Raw genomic sequence first — 16,951 nt, 5'->3', positions numbered from 1 at the left:
TGGCATATGAAAAAGGCTAAGACGCATTTGTCATAATTGTTTCATCCTTGAGATGGCAGGGTTATATCCATTTGCCACCACTCGTCTGCATCCTTCTCCATTCGGGACCTTGAACGCAAGTGCCAACTGTTGCAGATGATTTACGCCCTCACATTGCGAGGTAGCAGTCGCTGTCTATACTCGGGTTGGAATGGAGTTAGCTGATGACGCCCGACTGCAAATGCAGCAAGGCCCGGCGATTCAAGTTCGTAGTCTGATGCAGCCGCTCCCTTGCCGCAGGTGAAAGCCGGCGGGATAAAAAGAACGATAAGGGGAACCCGCAATGATGCGACATCCACATGTCTGGATGGGCCTCCTGTTGTGGTCGATTTTCAGTCAGGCCCAAGCGGCCTGGACTGTGAATATGGCGCCGGGAGCGACTGAAATCAGTCACGCTGTGTTTGACCTGCACATGACCATTTTCTGGATCTGTGTAGTGATCGGCATCATCGTCTTTGGCGCCATGTTCTGGTCGATGATTCTGCACCGCCGCTCGACCGGGCAGGTGGCGGCAAAATTTCATGAAAGCACCACCGTCGAAATCCTCTGGACCGTCGTGCCCTTCATCATTCTGGTGGCGATGGCGGTACCGGCGACGGCGACCCTGATCAAGATGTACGACGCCAGTGAGCCGGATATCGATATCCAGGTCACCGGCTACCAATGGAAGTGGCACTACAAATACCTGGGCCAGGACGTCGAGTTCTTCAGCAACCTGGCCACCCCCGCCGATCAAATCCACAACAAGGAAACCAAGGGCGAGCACTACTTGCTTGAGGTCGACAAGCCTTTGGTGCTGCCGATCGGCGCCAAGGTGCGTTTCCTGGTGACCTCCGCCGACGTTATCCACTCGTGGTGGGTGCCGGCCTTCGCGGTCAAGCGCGATGCGATTCCGGGGTTCGTCAATGAAGCCTGGACCCGTATCGACAAGCCCGGCCTCTACCGTGGCCAGTGCGCTGAATTGTGCGGCAAGGACCACGGCTTCATGCCGATCGTGGTCGAGGTCAAGGAAAAGGCCGATTACGAAAAATGGCTGGGCGAGCGCAAGGCCGAGGCCATGCAGCTCAAAGAGCTGACCAGCAAGGAATGGACCCTCGACGAGCTCAAGGAGCGCGGCGACAAGGTCTATCACACCACTTGCGTGGCCTGTCACCAGGCAGAAGGCCAGGGCCTGCCGCCGATGTTCCCGGCGCTCAAGGGCTCGAAAATCGCCACCGGTCCAATTAAGGATCACCTGGGCATTGTCTTCCACGGCAAGCCCGGCACCTCGATGGCGGCGTTCGGCAAGCAGCTCTCGGAAGTCGATATCGCAGCGGTCGTGACCTACGAACGTAACGCCTGGGGCAACAACAAGGGCGACATGGTCACTCCTAAAGAAGTGCTGGAGCTGAAACAGGCGGAAAGCAAATGACCCGGTCTATTGCGTACACCAGGAACCGGTCGGGGCAATGCGCCCCGGCCCGCCCAGCCCATCTGTTTGCAGGAGACAGGACATGACTGCTGTCATCGATGACCCTGTTCATACCCACACCGAACACGCCCACGGCCCTGCCAAAGGCCTGATGCGCTGGGTGCTGACCACCAACCACAAAGATATCGGCACGCTGTACCTGTGGTTTGCGTTCTCCATGTTCCTCTTGGGCGGTACGTTCGCGATGGTGATTCGCGCCGAACTGTTCCAACCGGGGCTGCAGATCGTCCAGCCGGAATTCTTCAACCAGATGACCACCATGCACGGTCTGGTGATGGTGTTCGGTGCGGTGATGCCAGCGTTCGTCGGCCTTGCCAACTGGATGATCCCGTTGATGATCGGCGCGCCGGACATGGCCCTGCCGCGAATGAACAACTTCAGCTTCTGGCTACTGCCGGCGGCGTTCATTTTGCTGGTGTCGACCCTGTTCACCCCCGGTGGCGGGCCGAACTTCGGGTGGACGTTCTACGCGCCGCTGTCGACGACCTATGCGCCGGAAAGCGTGACGTTCTTCATCTTCGCCATCCACTTGATGGGGATCAGTTCGATCATGGGCGCGATCAACGTGATCGCCACCATCCTCAATCTGCGCGCCCCCGGCATGACGTTGATGAAAATGCCGCTGTTCGTCTGGACCTGGCTGATCACCGCGTTCCTGCTCATCGCAGTGATGCCGGTGCTGGCCGGTTGCGTGACGATGATGCTGATGGACATCCACTTCGGCACCAGCTTTTTCAGTGCCGCCGGTGGCGGTGATCCGGTGTTGTTCCAGCATGTGTTCTGGTTCTTCGGGCACCCCGAGGTGTACATCATGATCCTGCCGGCCTTCGGTGCCGTCAGCTCGATCATTCCGGCCTTTTCGCGCAAACCACTGTTCGGCTACACCTCGATGGTTTATGCCACGGCGAGTATCGCGTTCCTGTCGTTCATCGTCTGGGCGCACCACATGTTTGTGGTCGGCATTCCGCTGGTGGGCGAGCTGTTCTTCATGTACGCGACGTTGCTGATTGCGGTGCCGACCGGGGTGAAAGTGTTCAACTGGGCGAGCACCATGTGGCAAGGCTCGCTGACCTTCGAGACGCCGATGCTATTTGCCGTGGCGTTCGTGATCCTGTTCTCCATCGGCGGATTCTCCGGGTTGATGCTGGCCATCGCCCCGGCGGACTTCCAGTACCAGGACACCTACTTCGTGGTCGCGCATTTCCACTACGTGCTGGTGCCGGGGGCGATCTTCGGGATCTTCGCCTCGGCCTACTACTGGATGCCGAAATGGACCGGCCACATGTACGACGAAACCCTCGGCAAGCTGCACTTCTGGCTCTCGTTCATCGGCATGAACATGGCGTTCTTCCCGATGCACTTCGTCGGGCTGGCGGGTATGCCGCGGCGGATTCCGGACTACAACCTGCAATTTGCCGACTTCAACATGGTGTCGTCGATCGGCGCGTTCATGTTCGGCGCCACGCAGATCTTCTTCCTGTTCATCGTGATCAAAACCATCCGCGGCGGCCCGCCAGCACCGGCCAAACCGTGGGATGGGGCGGAAGGCCTGGAGTGGAGCATCCCGTCACCGGCGCCGTATCACACCTTCACCACGCCGCCGGAAGTGAAATGAAACGCCTCGGTCCTGTGGGAGCGGGCTTGCTCGCGAAGAACGATAACGCGGTTTTTCTGACGGACCACGGCGCCTGCTTCGCGAGCAAGCCCGCTCCCACAGGGTTCGGTGTTGAGGGTTCGAATCATGGCTGACTCGATTTCGACGAAGAAGCTCGTCACCCGCCTGTTGCTGGTGGTGGTGGCGATGTTCGTCTTCGGGTTTGCCCTGGTGCCGATCTACGACGTGATGTGCAAGGCGTTCGGTATCAACGGCAAAACCGCCGGACAGTATGAAGGCGAGCAAACCGTCGACACGTCACGGCAGGTGCGGGTGCAGTTTCTGTCGACCAACTCCGCCGACATGTCCTGGGACTTTTACCCCAAGAGCGATGAGCTGACGGCCAATCCCGGCGCGGTAAACGAGATGATCTTCATCGCCCATAACCCGACCGACCGACCGATGAGCGCGCAAGCGGTGCCGAGCATCGCGCCGAGCAACGCGGCGGCGTATTTCCACAAGACCGAATGTTTCTGCTTTACCCAGCAAGTGCTGCAGCCCGGTCAACGGATCGAGATGCCGGTACGTTTCATCGTTGACCGTGACATACCCAAGGATGTGAAGCACCTGACGCTGTCCTACACGCTGTTCGATATCACCGCCCGACATCCACCGGTGGCTGTAAATACTGGCGGCTGAGCGTGCCCGATAAGGAGAACAATAAATGGCAACTCATGAACACTATTACGTTCCGGCCCAGAGCAAATGGCCGATCATCGCGACAGTCGGGATGTTCACCACCGTGTTCGGCCTGGCCACCTGGTTCAACGATCTGAAAGCAGCGCGGCCGGAATCCCACGGCCCGCTGATCTTTTTCGTCGGCGGCCTGCTGGTGGCGTACATGCTGTTCGGCTGGTTCGGCACGGTGATCAAGGAAAGTCGCGGGGGCTTGTACAGCGCACAGATGGATCGCTCGTTCCGCTGGGGCATGAGCTGGTTCATTTTCTCGGAAGTGATGTTCTTCATCGCCTTCTTCGGTGCCCTGTTTTATGTGCGGCAGGTCTCCGGTCCGGCGCTCGGCGGTGAAGGTGCAAAAGGCCTGGCTCATATGCTCTGGCCGAACTTCCAGTTCACCTGGCCTTTGCTGAACAACCCCGACTCGAAACTGTTTCCGCCGCCCAAGGAAGTCATCAGCCCGTGGGGCCTGCCGTTGCTTAACACCGTGTTACTGGTGAGCTCCAGCGTCACCATCACCATCGCCCACCACGCCTTGAAAAAGGGCCATCGCGGCGCGCTGAAAATCTGGCTGGCGATCACCGTGTTACTGGGTTGTGCCTTCCTCGGCTTCCAGGCCGAAGAGTACCTGCACGCCTACCACGAACTGGGCCTGACCCTGGGTTCGGGCATCTACGGCGCGACGTTCTTCATGCTCACCGGGTTCCACGGCGCCCACGTGACCATGGGCACCATCATTCTGTTCGTGATGCTGATGCGGGTCATGCGCGGGCACTTCGACAACGACCATCAGTTCGGTTTCGAGGCGGCGAGTTGGTATTGGCACTTCGTGGACGTGGTGTGGATCGGGCTGTTCGTTTTCGTCTACGTGCTGTGAGGCCTTACCAAGGCGCGTGAGAAACCAACTGGCCGCTGAAAAAACCCCAGGCGATCAAGCCGACGGTGATGGCGGCCAGGGCAACACGAACACTCAAGGCAATGACGAGGCGGTTCGAGCTGCTGTCGTCCTTGACCAGAAAAAACAGGCCGCTGAACAGGCTGACAACCGTGGCAATCAGCATCAGGACGATAGCTGTTTTGAGCATGGTGGAACTCCGGGGGAATGGCGATGCACTTGAGTATAGCTATCGCGACTACCGACTTTCTGGCGATGCCATGAAGCGCTTTCGGCCGGGCATCGTGCCGACGCTGGTGGTCGCCATCCTGCTGCCGCTGCTGGTGTCGCTCGGGTTCTGGCAACTGAACCGGGGGGCGGAGAAAAGCGCGCTGCTGCACACCTACGCCGAGCGCCGTACCGCCGCACCGATGGCCAGCACCGAACTGCAACACACTGAGGATCCGGCCTTTCGCCGGGTTCGCCTGCACGGTCAGTTCGATGCGGCGCACAGCCTGTTGCTGGACAACCGTCAGCGCGACGGCAAGGTTGGCGTCGAGCTGCTGCAACCGTTTCAGGATCAGGCCACCGGCCTATGGCTGCTGGTCAATCGCGGCTGGCTGCCGTGGCCGGACCGGCGCACCCCGCCGCAATTCACCACGCCGACTCAGGCATTGAGCCTTGATGCCTGGGTCTATGTTTCGCCCGGCGCGACCTTTCAATTACAGGCCGATCCGAGCACCACGTCCTGGCCTCGATTAGTCACCGCCGTCGAGCCTTCGAAGCTCTGGTCGACCCTGGACCGCGAAGGTTTTGCCTACGAATTACGCACAGAAACCGGCCCCGCCTCCTACCAGGCCGATTGGCCGGTGGTGGCCATGGGGCCGGAAAAACACATTGCTTATGCCGTGCAGTGGTTCGCCCTGTCGATCGTCCTGTTCGGCCTCTATCTCTACCTCGGCTGGCACAACGCAAAGGAGAAACACCATGGGAGCGGCCATGAATCCACCCAGCATGTCTGAGGCAAAAACGTCGGCGAACCGGCGCAAGGGTCGCTTGCAGTTGCTGCTGATCCTGCTTGGGGTGATCGGTCCGATGATCCTCGCCACCGGCATGTACAAATTGCAGTTCTGGGTGCCGGAAGGTCGCAGCTATCACGGCGAGTTGATCGGCACCGGCCAGACCCGCTCCGACCTCGGCGTGCAGGCGCAGGAGGATCGCTGGCAATTGCTGGTCACGGCGCCCAAGGAGTGCTCCGTCGACTGCCAACAATTGGTCTACTTGGCGCGGCAAGTCCAGATCGGCCTCGGCCGCGATGCCGGTCGCGCCACTCACGCCCTCGCCGCGGCAAAACCGCTGAGCAGTGATTACGACGCCAAGCTCCTGCGCGAGTATCCTCAATTGCAGCGCTATCCACTGAACCTGACCGACTTCCATAAAACTGCCGGTGACAAGGCTGTGCCGCAGCTGTGGATCATCGACCCGCACGGCAATCTGGTGCTGCGCTACGACCCGACGGTGAAGGGTAAGGATCTGCTCAACGATCTACGCCACCTGCTGAAACTGTCGAACATCGGATAAGGGCATCGTCATGGCCAAACCTGGATTTCGCCTCGCGCTGTTTGCCACCCTGCTGGCACTGATTGTGGTGTTGCTCGGCGCCTACACTCGCCTGACCCACGCCGGCCTCGGCTGCCCGGACTGGCCGGGGTGCTACGGTTTTATCAGCGTGCCGAAAAGCGAAACCCAACTGGCCCATGCCGAACTGCATTTTCCCGATGCGCCCGTCGAAGCGCACAAGGGCTGGAACGAAATGGTCCACCGCTACTTCGCCGGCACGCTGGGGTTGTTGATTTCGGTGCTGGCCGGACGCGCCTGGGTGCATCGTCGTCATCCGGGACAACCGGTGAAGTTGCCGTTGTTCCTGCTGGCGGTGGTGATTGCCCAAGCGGCGTTCGGCATGTGGACGGTGACGCTCAAACTCTGGCCGCAAGTGGTGACCGGGCATTTGCTCGGTGGTTTTGCCACGCTGAGCCTGTTGTTTCTGCTGACCTTGCGCCTGTCCGGCGTGCTGCCGGCGCTGACGGTGCCCCGGCGTTTGCAGTACTGGGCGACGGTCGGATTGCTGCTGGTGATCCTGCAAATCGCCCTCGGTGGCTGGGTCAGCTCCAACTACGCCGCTGTAGCCTGCATCGATTTTCCAACCTGTCACGGGCAATGGCTGCCACCGGCGGACTTCGCCAACGGCTTTCACCTGACGCAACACATCGGCCCCAATTACCTGGGCGGGCAACTCGACAGCGATGCCCGCACCGCCATTCACGTCACTCATCGCATCGGCGCATTGCTGGTCACACTGGTGCTGCTCGGACTGGCGTGGCAACTGAAAGTCGTCGGCATGACGCGACTCGCCGGTCTGGTGCTGATTGCCCTCGCCGCACAAATCACCCTCGGCATCAGCAACGTGCTGTTTCACCTGCCGCTACCGGTGGCCGTCGCGCATAACGCCGGCGGTGCAGCGCTGCTGCTGACGATGGTACTGGTCAATTACCACGCGCGAACCAGTCTGGTTCGGGTCAAACAACAGACACGCTGGCGCTTCAGCCCGCGCAAACATTCAGCCGGGCCCATAACAATAAAAGGAGAGATGCCATGGCGACTCTGATCGGCGCACGTCACAGTCAGGCAATCTGGCGTGACTACCTGGAGCTGACCAAGCCGAAAGTGGTGGTGCTGATGCTCATCACCTCGCTGGTCGGCATGTTTCTCGCGACCCGCGCCGGGGTGCCGTGGACAGTGCTGGTGTTCGGCAATCTGGGGATCGCCTTGTGTGCCGGCGGGGCGGCGGCGGTCAACCATGTGGTGGACCGGCGGATCGATGCGGTGATGGCTCGCACCCATAAGCGTCCCTTGGCCGAAGGCCGGGTTTCACCGACGGCTGCGCTGACGTTCGCATTGGTGCTGGCGGTGCTGGGTCAGGCGTTGTTGCTGGCGTTCACCAATCCACTGACGGCTTGGCTGACACTGGCTTCCCTGCTCGGTTACGCCGTGGTCTACACCGGTTTCCTGAAACGCGCGACACCGCAGAACATCGTCATCGGCGGCTTGGCCGGTGCCGCCCCGCCGCTACTCGGCTGGACCGCCGCCACCGGTCATGTCAGTGCCGAGCCACTGCTGCTGGTGCTGATCATCTTCGCCTGGACCCCGCCGCATTTCTGGGCGCTGGCAATCCATCGCAAAGAGGAATACGCCAAGGCCGACATTCCGATGCTGCCGGTGACCCACGGCGAGCACTACACCAAAATTCATATCCTGCTTTATACCTTCGCGCTGCTGGCCGTCAGCCTGATGCCGTACGTGATTCACATGAGCGGTGTGCTCTACCTGATTTGTGCGCTGGGACTGGGTGCGAGGTTTCTGCAATGGGCGGTCGTGCTGTACCGTGGCACTCGGCCGCACGCGGCGATCAACACGTTCAAGTACTCTATCTATTACTTGTTCCTGCTGTTTATCGCGCTGCTCGTAGACCACTACTTACTGTTGAACCTATGACTCGAACTCAGAAAACCGTCTTCATCCTCGTCGCCCTGATCGCGCTGGTTCTGGGCCTGACCATCAACAAAGTGCTGTCCGGCAAAGGCCAGGGGGACCCAACGGCACTGATCGACGCCGGCATCATTCTGTTGCCGCAAAGCCGTAACCTGCCGGACGTGACGATGACCGATCAGGACGGCAAACCGGTGGCGATCAACGCGCTGAAAGACAAGTGGAGTCTGCTGTTCTTCGGCTACACCTTCTGCCCGGACATCTGCCCGACCACCCTCGCCCAACTGCGCCAGATCAAGAGCGAACTGCCTCCGGAGGCTGTGGATAAATTGCAGATCATCCTGGTGAGTGTCGATCCGAACCGCGATACACCCAAGCAGCTCAAGCAATACCTGGGTTACTTCGATCCGCAGTTCCAGGGGCTGACGGCGGCGTCGGTGGAAGACATTCAGAAGCTGGCGAATGCGGTGAGCATTCCGTTCATTCCTGCGAACACCAGCAAGCCGAATTACACGGTTGATCACAGCGGCAACCTGGCGGTGATCGGGCCGGACGGGACGCAGCGCGGGTTCATTCGGGCACCGTTGAACAACGCAAAGTTAGTGGCGCAGTTGCCGGTGATGCTAAACCGCAAATAGTTTGGACAACACATAACCACTGTGGGAGCGGGCTTGCTCGCGAAAGCGGTGTGTCAGTCAGCCTATCTTGTGACTGATACACCGCTTTCGCGAGCAAGCCCGCTCCCACAGTGGTCCGTATTTCAGGCATAAAAAATGGGGCGCATTCAATGCGCCCCATTTTTCGTTACCGCTTCAAATCAGAACGCAGGCACCACCGCACCTTTGTACTTCTGAAGAATGAAGGCTTTCACTTCCGGGCTGTGCAGCGCGGCAACCAGTTTCTTCATGTCTTCGCTGTCCTTGTCGTCCGGGCGGGCAACGAGGATGTTCACGTAAGGCGAGTCGCTGCCTTCGATGACCAGAGCATCCTTGGCCGGATCAAGCTTGGCTTCCAGCGCATAGTTGGTGTTGATCAGTGCCAGGTCGACCTGGGTCAGCACGCGCGGGATGGTCGCGGCTTCCAGTTCGCGGATTTTCAGGTCCTTGGTGTTCTCGGTAATGTCCTTGACGGTCGAAAGGATGTTGTTCGAATCCTTCAACTTGATCAGGCCAGCCTTTGCCAGCAGCAACAGCGCGCGGCCGCCGTTGGTGGCGTCGTTCGGGATCACCACGTTGGCGCCGCCCGGCAATTCGGTCAGCGCTTTGTACTTGCTGGAGTAAGCGCCCAACGGTTCCAGGTGCACACCGACCACGGAAACCAGATTGGTGCCCTTGGCCTTGTTGAACTCATCGAGGTATGGCTGGTGCTGGAAGAAGTTGGCGTCCAGGCGTTTTTCGGCCACTTGCACGTTCGGCTGGATGTAGTCGGTGAAGACTTTGACTTTCAGGTCCACGCCTTCTTTGGCCAGCGCCGGTTTCACGAATTCGAGGATTTCTGCGTGCGGGACCGGGGTGGCCGCGACGGTCAGGGTGTCGGCGTGGGCGGAAAAGGCTGCAACGGCAGCGAACGTGACGAGTAGTTTTTTCATTCAGCTAACTCCTTGTGGGCACTCGCTTGCGGCGCCTGTTGACGGCGCCTGCCAGCGAATGGCCGGCTCATGCATTAAATAAGCTTATTTACGCGAGAAGTGTACGACCAACTTATCGCCAACCGTTTGCAACACTTGAACCAGTACCAGCAGCAGTACCACCGTGACGACCATTACATCGGTCTGGAAACGCTGGTAACCGAAACGGATCGCCAGGTCACCCAGACCACCCGCGCCCACCACACCGGCCATCGCCGTGTAGGACACCAGTGTAATCGCTGTCACCGTAATCGCCGCGAAGATGCCCGGACGGGCTTCCGGCAGCAAGGCATTGGTGATGATCTGACGCGTCGACGCACCCATGGACTGGGTCGCTTCGATGATGCCGCGATCCACTTCACGCAAGGCGGTTTCAACCAGTCGCGCGAAGAACGGCGTAGCGCCCACCACCAGCGGTGGAATTGCACCGGCCACACCCAGCGAAGTGCCGGTGATCAACACGGTGAACGGAATCATCACGATCAGCAAAATGATGAAGGGCAGCGAACGCAGAATGTTCACCACCAGCGACAACATCGCGTACACACCTTTGGCTTCCAGCAACTGACGCGGGCTGCAGAGAAACAGCAGCACGCCCAGCGGCAAGCCCAGCAGCACGGTGAACAACAGCGAACCGCCGAGCATCAGCAGGGTGTCGCCAGTGGCCAGCCAGATTTCAAACCAATCGATATTGGCGAAGAACGTTGTCAGAGCGTCCATCAACGCAGCACCTCCATGTGGACATCAGCCGCGGTGAAGCGGGCAAATGCCGCCTCCATGTCGCCGCCGGTGACCGCCAGTGTCAATTGCCCGTAGGGAATGTCTTTGATGCGGTCGATACGACCGGCCAAGATGCTGTAGTCCACGCCCGTTTCCCGAGCGACGGTTCCCAGCAATGGCGCGTAGGTCGCTTCGCCCTGGAAGGTCAGACGCACGATGCGGCCCGGCACATGAGCGAAATCGTCGCGCTGTTCGCTTTCGTCGATCTGCTCGTCTTCCTGCACAAAACGCTTGGTGGTCGGGTGCTTCGGGTGCAGGAACACCTCGGCCACCGAGCCTTGTTCGACGATCACGCCAGCGTCCATCACGGCAACCTGGTCGCACACGCGACGGATCACATCCATCTCGTGGGTGATCAGGACGATGGTCAGTTTTAGCTCGCGGTTGATCTCAGCCAGCAATTGCAGGACCGACGCCGTGGTCTGCGGGTCCAGTGCACTGGTGGCTTCATCGCACAGCAAAATTTTTGGCTTGGTCGCCAGGGCGCGGGCGATACCTACACGCTGCTTCTGGCCACCCGACAACTGCGCCGGGTATTTTTTGGCGTGGTCGGACAAGCCAACCCGCGCCAGCAACTCGGCGACACGCTGGTCGATCTCGCCGCGCGAGAGCTCGCCGGCGAGGGTCAACGGCAACGCGACGTTGTCGGCAACGGTTTTGGACGCCAGCAGGTTGAAGTGCTGGAAAATCATCCCGACCTGCTGACGGAAGCGTCGCAGGCTGTTGGCATCGAGCGCCGTGACTTCTTCGCCGTCGACGATGATCTTGCCGCCACTGGAGTTCTCCAGGCGATTGATCAGACGCAGCAGGGTACTTTTTCCCGCACCGGAATGACCGATCAGGCCGAAGACCTGACCGTTCTCAATCGTCAGACTGGTCGGGTGCAGGGCGGGGATATCCTTACCGGCGACGCGGTAGGTTTTGTGGACGTTTTGAAACTCGATCACGTAGCGAACCTTGTGGGGCGCGTTAGAAAAGGATCAGCGGTTAGCCGGGCGCGCATTTTAGCCTGTCCGTATAGAGGTTATTAGCATTTATTCCGCATTCAACCTTCCATTTGGCAATAACGCGATCAAAGGTCATAAAAAAGGAACGGCTGAAATCCTCGCCAGTCACTAATTAAGCAACTCGAAAACTGCCAGGTGCCGTGCCTGGAACCTTGCTCACAAGTCCGGTCAGGACGAGAACGCAACGAGGAGTTTACGACTGATGAGTACCAAAAAGCCTGCCTCCCCCAAAAGCGCGCTGGCCGGGACCGACACCCTGGACCGCGGCAACACCAACGCCAAACTCGACAGCCTGGAAAAATTCCGCTCCGACGCCACGGAGCAAGCCCTGCGCACTAATCAGGGCGTAAAGGTTTCGGATAACCAGAACACATTGAAGGTCGGCGCCCGCGGGCCGTCGTTGCTGGAAGACTTCATCATGCGTGAAAAGATCACGCACTTTGACCATGAACGCATCCCGGAGCGCATCGTCCATGCCCGGGGCACTGGCGCTCATGGTTTTTTCCAGACCTATGAAAACCATTCTGTATTGACCAAGGCCGGTTTCTTACAGGACCCGGGTAAGAAAACCCCGGTCTTCGTTCGATTTTCCACGGTGCAAGGCCCGCGCGGGTCGGGCGATACCGTGCGCGACGTACGAGGTTTCGCCGTGAAGTTCTTCACCGACGAAGGCAACTTCGACCTGGTGGGCAACAACATGCCGGTGTTTTTCATACAGGATGCGATCAAGTTTCCTGACTTCGTGCACGCGGTAAAACCCGAGCCACACAACGAGATTCCTACGGGCGGCTCCGCGCACGACACCTTTTGGGACTTTGTCTCGCTGGTGCCGGAATCGGCGCACATGGTGATGTGGGCGATGTCCGACCGGGCAATTCCGAAAAGCCTGCGCAGCATGCAGGGCTTCGGCGTGCATACCTTCCGGCTGATCAACGCTGAGGGCAAATCACGCTTCGTCAAATTCCACTGGCGCCCTGCCGCCGGGACTTGCTCGCTGGTCTGGGATGAAGCCCAGAAACTCGCCGGTAAAGACACCGACTACCACCGTCGCGATCTCTGGGAATCCATCGAGATGGGCGATTACCCGGAATGGGAATTGGGCGTACAGGTGGTCGAAGAAGAAAACGAACATTCCTTCGATTTCGACATTCTCGACCCGACCAAAATCATTCCCGAGGAAATCGTGCCCATCACGCCACTGGGCAAGATGGTGCTCAACCGCAACCCGGACAACTTCTTCGCCGAAACCGAGCAGGTCGCTTTCTGCCCAGGGCATATCGTGCCGGGGATCGATTTTTCCAACGATCCGTTGCTGCAAGGTCGGTTGTTTTCCTACACCGATACGCAAATCAGCCGACTCGGTGGGCCGAATTTTCATGAGATCCCGATCAACCGCCCGGTCGCACCGTTCCATAATGGCCAGCGGGATGCGATGCACCGCACCACCATCGACAAGGGTCGCGCCTCCTACGAGCCGAACTCAATCGACGGTGGCTGGCCGAAAGAAACACCACCCGCCGCACAGGATGGCGGCTTCGAGACCTATCCAGAGCGCATCGACGCCAACAAGATCCGTCAGCGCAGCGAGTCGTTCAGCGATCACTTTTCTCAAGCGCGGCTGTTCTTTCACAGCATGAGCAAACACGAGCAGGAACACATCATTGCGGCCTACAGCTTTGAGCTGGGCAAGGTTGAGCGGGAGTTCATCCGTGCGCGCGAAGTGAATGAGATCCTCGCCAACATCGACCTGGAACTGGCCAAACGGGTGGCACAGAACCTTGGCTTGCCAGCACCGAAAGCCGGGACGGTCGAAGTGCCGAAAATATCCCTCGACCGCTCCCCGGCCCTGAGCCAGGCCAATTTGTTGCCGGGGGATATCAAAACCCGAAAAGTCGCGATTCTGGCGGCCAACGGTGTCGATGGCGCTGCAATCGATGCGATGAAGAACGCGCTGAAGGCAGAAGGCGCGCACGCCAAACTGCTCGGCCCGACGTCCGCCCCGGTGACAACGGCCGATGGCAAGTCGCTGCCAGTGGATGCCTCCATGGAAGGCATGCCATCCATTGCGTTCGACGCGGTCTTTGTGCCGGGTGGCGCGGAATCGATCAAGGCATTGAGCGGTGATGGCGTGGCGCTGCATTACGTGCTGGAAGCGTACAAACACTTGAAAGCGATCGCGCTGCAAGGCGAGGCGAAGCAGTTGCTGGATGTGTTGAAGCTGGAGGCTGATGCGGGGTTGATCGTGGGGACGGATGGCAAGTTGATCAAAGCGTTTTTTGCTGCGATCGGGCAGCATCGCGTTTGGGATCGGGAGCCTAAGGCCAAGGCGGTTCCGGCTTAAGGTTTTGTATCGATAGCTAGGACGCCTTCGCGGGCAAGCCTCGCTCCTACAGGATTTGCGCGACTTCGATATCGGCGCATGACCTGTAGGAGCGAGGCTTGCCCGCGAAGCTTTTAGGGTTTACGCGGACTCAAGACCATCTGCGCCGGGACGTTGCGCAGGATCTGCTTTTCCAGCTTCAGATCAAACCCCGAATCCAGCTTCTTCACCCGCTTGGTCAACAACGTAGCCAACCAAGGGTAATCCTGCGTGCGCGGCGCCTGGATGCTCACGTCACATTGATAATTCACCACATCGGCCGCGATCGCATCCAGTTGCCGACGAAGTTTGCTCATATCGGTGAGGTTCAACGCGACGGTAGTGCTTTCAGCGGTCGGATCAATCACTTTCGCCTGCGGTTTAGCCTCAGCAGCCAACAGCGCCGCTTCTGCCTTATCCAACTCGGCCTTGCGTGCATTGACGATGGCGTTGTTGACCCCACCCGTCAGCGCCGGAGCCTTGGGCATCAACGCCCGCGCACGGCTCAGGGCGGTGGCGGCGGCATTCACATCGCCTTTTTGCAGCACGATCTGGCTGCGTTGCAGATAGGCTTCGGCGAGTTGCCGTTGGTACTGCACAAGGGATGGATCGTCTGGCGAGTCAGCCTGCAAGGCAGCCAGTTGATCTTCGGCAGTGGCCAGCTCACTGCTGGCGAGGCTTTGCTCGAGCTGTGCGATGGCCGTGGCCCGCGCATCAGTGGCCTCGGTGGCCGCCGGTGGCGTGCTTTGACATGCGCCCAGTAGCAGCGAAAATGCGACAAGGAGCAGATAACGGGAGGCTAACAGCTTCATTCCTGCGACTCTCTATTTGCGCAAAAAACGAGCAAGTCTACACCCCTCGACGGGGCAGGACAAAACTCAGCAGAAACAGCGCGGCGGCCGTCACCACGATCGACGGGCCCGCCGGGGTGTCCTTGAACCAGGACAATGCCAAACCGCCACACACCGCGAGCATGCCCAGCAGGCTCGCGCCCAGTGCCATCTGTTCCGGTGACCGGGCGTGACGTTGTGCCGCAGCCGCGGGGATGATCAGCAGCGACGTAATCAACAACACACCAACGATTTTCATCGCCACCGCGATCACTACGGCGATCAGCAACATCAGGGTCAGACGCAGCGCCGGCACCGGCAAACCTTCCACCCTGGCCAGCTCTTCATGCACCGTGATCGCCAGCAATGGCCGCCACAACGTCACCAGCAAGGCCATGACAGCCGCACTGCCACCGAGAATCCAGGCCAGATCGGTCGGACTGATCGCCAGCAAGTCGCCAAACAGATAGGCCATCAGGTCGATCCGCACTTCGTGCATGAAGCTTAGTACGACAAGGCCCAAAGAGAGCGTGCTCGGCGCGAGAATTCCCAAAAGCGTGTCGGATGCCAGCGGTTGACGCTGTTGCAAGGTCACCAGCAACACCGCCAATAACAAACAGCCTACGGTGACCGCCACTGTCGGACTGACATCCAGCAGGAAGCCCAACGCCACGCCGAGCAAGGCGGCGTGGGACAGGGTGTCGCCGAAATAGGCCATGCGCCGCCAGACCACGAAAGATCCCAACGGACCTGCGACCAGCGCCAATGCCAGGCCTGCAAGCAGGGCGTAGAGCAGAAAATCAGCCATGCTTGCAGCTATCTCCATGAACGTGGGGTGGGGCCGTCGGGGCCGTGGTCACTACCGAGCCATGCAGATCATGGGCGTGGTCATGATGGTGGTGATAAATCGCCAGGCTTTGTGCGTTCTTTCCGAACAGCTCGACGAAAGCCGGATCACCGCTGACCTGCTCGGGATGGCCGGAACAACAGACGTGGCGGTTGAGGCAGACCACTTGATCGGTGGTGCTCATGACCAAATGCAAATCATGGGAAACCATCAACACGCCGCAGCCGTGACGGTCACGCAGACGGGTGATCAGGCTGTACAGTTCGGCCTGCCCCGCTACGTCGACGCCTTGCACCGGTTCATCAAGCACCAGCAATTCAGGCTCGCGCAACAGCGCCCGGGCCAGCAGCACCCGCTGCATTTCACCGCCGGAAACACTTTGCACCGGGCTGTCGATCACCTGTTCGGCGCCGACTTCCTTGAGGGCCGCCAAAGCCCGAGCGCGGTCCACGCCCGGCACCAGCCGCAAGAAGCGCAGCACCGACAGTGGGAGCGTCGGATCGACGTGAAGTTTTTGCGGCATGTAACCGACCCGCAGTTTCGGCTTGCGCCACACGCTGCCGCTGTCCGGCTTCAACAGACCGAGCACCGCGCGCACGAGGGTGGTTTTACCGGCACCGTTGGGTCCGATCAGGGTGACGATCTGCCCCGGCTCGACGCTCAGTTCGATGTTATCCAGCACGTTTTGCCCGGCAAAGGTGACGGCAACCTGCTCGAGGCGGATCAGCGCGTTGCTCATCAAGCCCCCTGGCAACCCGAACAGACGCCGACCACTTCGACGGTCTGGCTTTCGACGACGAACCCGACATCCCTGGCGCTGGTGATAATCGCGTCGCTGATGGACTTCTGTTCAAGTTCGATCGCGGCGTGGCATTCGCGGCAGATCAGGAACTGGCCCTGGTGGGCGTGTTCCGGGTGATTGCAGCCGACGAAGGCGTTCAGCGAGGAGATGCGGTGCACCAGGCCGTTTTCCAGCAGGAAATCCAGCGCGCGGTATACCGTTGGCGGCGCAGCGCGGCGGCCGTCCTGCTCGCTGAGTACCGCAAGAATGTCGTAGGCACCCAGCGGTTTATGGCTTTGCCACACCAGTTCCAGCACCCGCCGGCGCAAGGCGGTCAGGCGCAGGCCTTGACGTGCGCACAGGGCATCGGCCTCAGACAGTGCGCTGTGAACGCAATGAGAGTGGTCGTGGGGACGGCTGGCAATCGGTGTTTTTGGCATGAGCGGCGACGAGTTTTGTGA

17 protein-coding genes and 1 pseudogene are annotated in these 16,951 nt (G+C 59.8%); 10 read left to right on the top strand and 8 right to left on the bottom strand.

Going from position 1 to position 16,951, the window contains the following annotated elements; all coding sequences use genetic code 11:
* Positions 1-322 precede the first annotated feature (322 nt).
* The 4 genes from coxB to ACA073_RS00510 all read left to right on the top strand — a co-directional run bounded on the left by coxB (position 323) and on the right by ACA073_RS00510 (position 4,716).
* Positions 323-1,450, top strand: a complete 1,128-nt coding sequence (gene coxB / locus ACA073_RS00525; protein WP_497400812.1) for a cytochrome c oxidase subunit II — start codon at positions 323-325, stop codon at positions 1,448-1,450.
* Positions 1,451-1,532: 82 nt separating this feature from the next.
* Positions 1,533-3,125 (top strand): cytochrome c oxidase subunit I, encoded by a 1,593-nt coding sequence (gene ctaD / locus ACA073_RS00520; protein WP_497400810.1) that lies wholly within the window; start codon positions 1,533-1,535, stop codon positions 3,123-3,125.
* A 126-nt stretch (positions 3,126-3,251) separates the two neighbouring features.
* A complete protein-coding gene (locus tag ACA073_RS00515) occupies positions 3,252-3,803 on the top strand; it encodes a cytochrome c oxidase assembly protein (RefSeq protein WP_497400809.1) in 552 nt (183 codons plus the stop codon).
* 25 nt (positions 3,804-3,828) lie between these two features.
* The gene (locus ACA073_RS00510) at positions 3,829-4,716 is read left to right on the top strand and encodes a cytochrome c oxidase subunit 3 (RefSeq protein ID WP_497400807.1); all 888 of its coding nucleotides are present in this window, start codon (positions 3,829-3,831) and stop codon (positions 4,714-4,716) included.
* Positions 4,717-4,720: 4 nt separating this feature from the next.
* Here ACA073_RS00510 and ACA073_RS00505 read toward each other — a convergent pair whose 3' ends face one another.
* Positions 4,721-4,924 (bottom strand): twin transmembrane helix small protein, encoded by a 204-nt coding sequence (locus ACA073_RS00505; protein WP_075947087.1) that lies wholly within the window; start codon positions 4,922-4,924, stop codon positions 4,721-4,723.
* Positions 4,925-4,994: 70 nt separating this feature from the next.
* On the opposite strand from ACA073_RS00505, the gene ACA073_RS00500 reads away from it, so the two are divergent.
* The 5 genes from ACA073_RS00500 to ACA073_RS00480 are packed head-to-tail and all read left to right on the top strand — an operon-like array spanning position 4,995 to position 8,897.
* Positions 4,995-5,735, top strand: a complete 741-nt coding sequence (locus tag ACA073_RS00500; RefSeq protein WP_497400805.1) for an SURF1 family protein — start codon at positions 4,995-4,997, stop codon at positions 5,733-5,735.
* Entirely contained in the window at positions 5,701-6,294 is a 594-nt protein-coding gene (locus tag ACA073_RS00495; protein ID WP_497400804.1) for a PA_0111/PP_0108 family redox-active disulfide protein, read from the top strand. Before ACA073_RS00500 ends, ACA073_RS00495 begins: the two co-directional genes overlap by 35 nt.
* Positions 6,295-6,304: 10 nt before the next feature.
* Positions 6,305-7,378 carry a COX15/CtaA family protein gene (locus ACA073_RS00490; RefSeq protein ID WP_497400803.1) on the top strand — a complete coding sequence of 358 codons (1,074 nt, stop codon included), beginning with the start codon at positions 6,305-6,307 and terminating at the stop codon, positions 7,376-7,378.
* Entirely contained in the window at positions 7,366-8,265 is a 900-nt protein-coding gene (gene cyoE / locus ACA073_RS00485) for a heme o synthase (protein ID WP_497400801.1), read from the top strand. Before ACA073_RS00490 ends, cyoE begins: the two co-directional genes overlap by 13 nt.
* Positions 8,262-8,897, top strand: coding sequence for an SCO family protein (locus tag ACA073_RS00480; RefSeq protein WP_497400800.1), 636 nt, complete (start codon positions 8,262-8,264; stop codon positions 8,895-8,897). The genes cyoE and ACA073_RS00480 overlap by 4 nt, the downstream gene beginning before the upstream one ends.
* A gap of 179 nt (positions 8,898-9,076) precedes the next feature.
* Here the strand turns inward: ACA073_RS00480 and ACA073_RS00475 are convergent, their stop codons facing one another.
* From ACA073_RS00475 to ACA073_RS00465, 3 genes are all read right to left on the bottom strand, one after another.
* Complete coding sequence (locus ACA073_RS00475; protein WP_497400798.1) at positions 9,077-9,847, bottom strand: MetQ/NlpA family ABC transporter substrate-binding protein; 771 nt, start codon at positions 9,845-9,847, stop codon at positions 9,077-9,079.
* Positions 9,848-9,931: 84 nt separating this feature from the next.
* On the bottom strand, positions 9,932-10,606 hold the full coding sequence (locus ACA073_RS00470; protein WP_497400796.1) for a methionine ABC transporter permease: 675 nt from the start codon (positions 10,604-10,606) through the stop codon (positions 9,932-9,934).
* The gene (locus tag ACA073_RS00465) at positions 10,606-11,613 is read right to left on the bottom strand and encodes a methionine ABC transporter ATP-binding protein (protein ID WP_497400794.1); all 1,008 of its coding nucleotides are present in this window, start codon (positions 11,611-11,613) and stop codon (positions 10,606-10,608) included. Before ACA073_RS00465 ends, ACA073_RS00470 begins: the two co-directional genes overlap by 1 nt.
* Positions 11,614-11,848: 235 nt before the next feature.
* Between ACA073_RS00465 and katE the strand changes: the two are divergent.
* A pseudogene (gene katE, locus ACA073_RS00460) lies at positions 11,849-14,014 on the top strand (catalase HPII); the annotation flags it as partial.
* A 113-nt stretch (positions 14,015-14,127) separates the two neighbouring features.
* Here katE and ACA073_RS00455 read toward each other — a convergent pair.
* The 4 genes from ACA073_RS00455 to zur are packed head-to-tail and all read right to left on the bottom strand — an operon-like array spanning position 14,128 to position 16,930.
* Complete coding sequence (locus ACA073_RS00455) at positions 14,128-14,844, bottom strand: PA5502 family lipoprotein (protein ID WP_497400792.1); 717 nt, start codon at positions 14,842-14,844, stop codon at positions 14,128-14,130.
* Between the two features lie 37 nt (positions 14,845-14,881).
* Positions 14,882-15,670 carry a zinc ABC transporter permease subunit ZnuB gene (gene znuB / locus ACA073_RS00450; protein ID WP_192417853.1) on the bottom strand — a complete coding sequence of 263 codons (789 nt, stop codon included), beginning with the start codon at positions 15,668-15,670 and terminating at the stop codon, positions 14,882-14,884.
* A complete protein-coding gene (znuC, locus tag ACA073_RS00445) occupies positions 15,663-16,448 on the bottom strand; it encodes a zinc ABC transporter ATP-binding protein ZnuC (protein WP_497400790.1) in 786 nt (261 codons plus the stop codon). The genes znuB and znuC overlap by 8 nt, the downstream gene beginning before the upstream one ends.
* Positions 16,448-16,930 (bottom strand): zinc uptake transcriptional repressor Zur, encoded by a 483-nt coding sequence (gene zur / locus ACA073_RS00440; protein ID WP_497400788.1) that lies wholly within the window; start codon positions 16,928-16,930, stop codon positions 16,448-16,450. The genes znuC and zur overlap by 1 nt, the downstream gene beginning before the upstream one ends.
* Positions 16,931-16,951 lie beyond the last annotated feature (21 nt).

This window comes from Pseudomonas sp. LBUM1670 (assembly GCF_059695695.1).
This window is presented reverse-complemented; position numbering and strand designations above follow the sequence as displayed.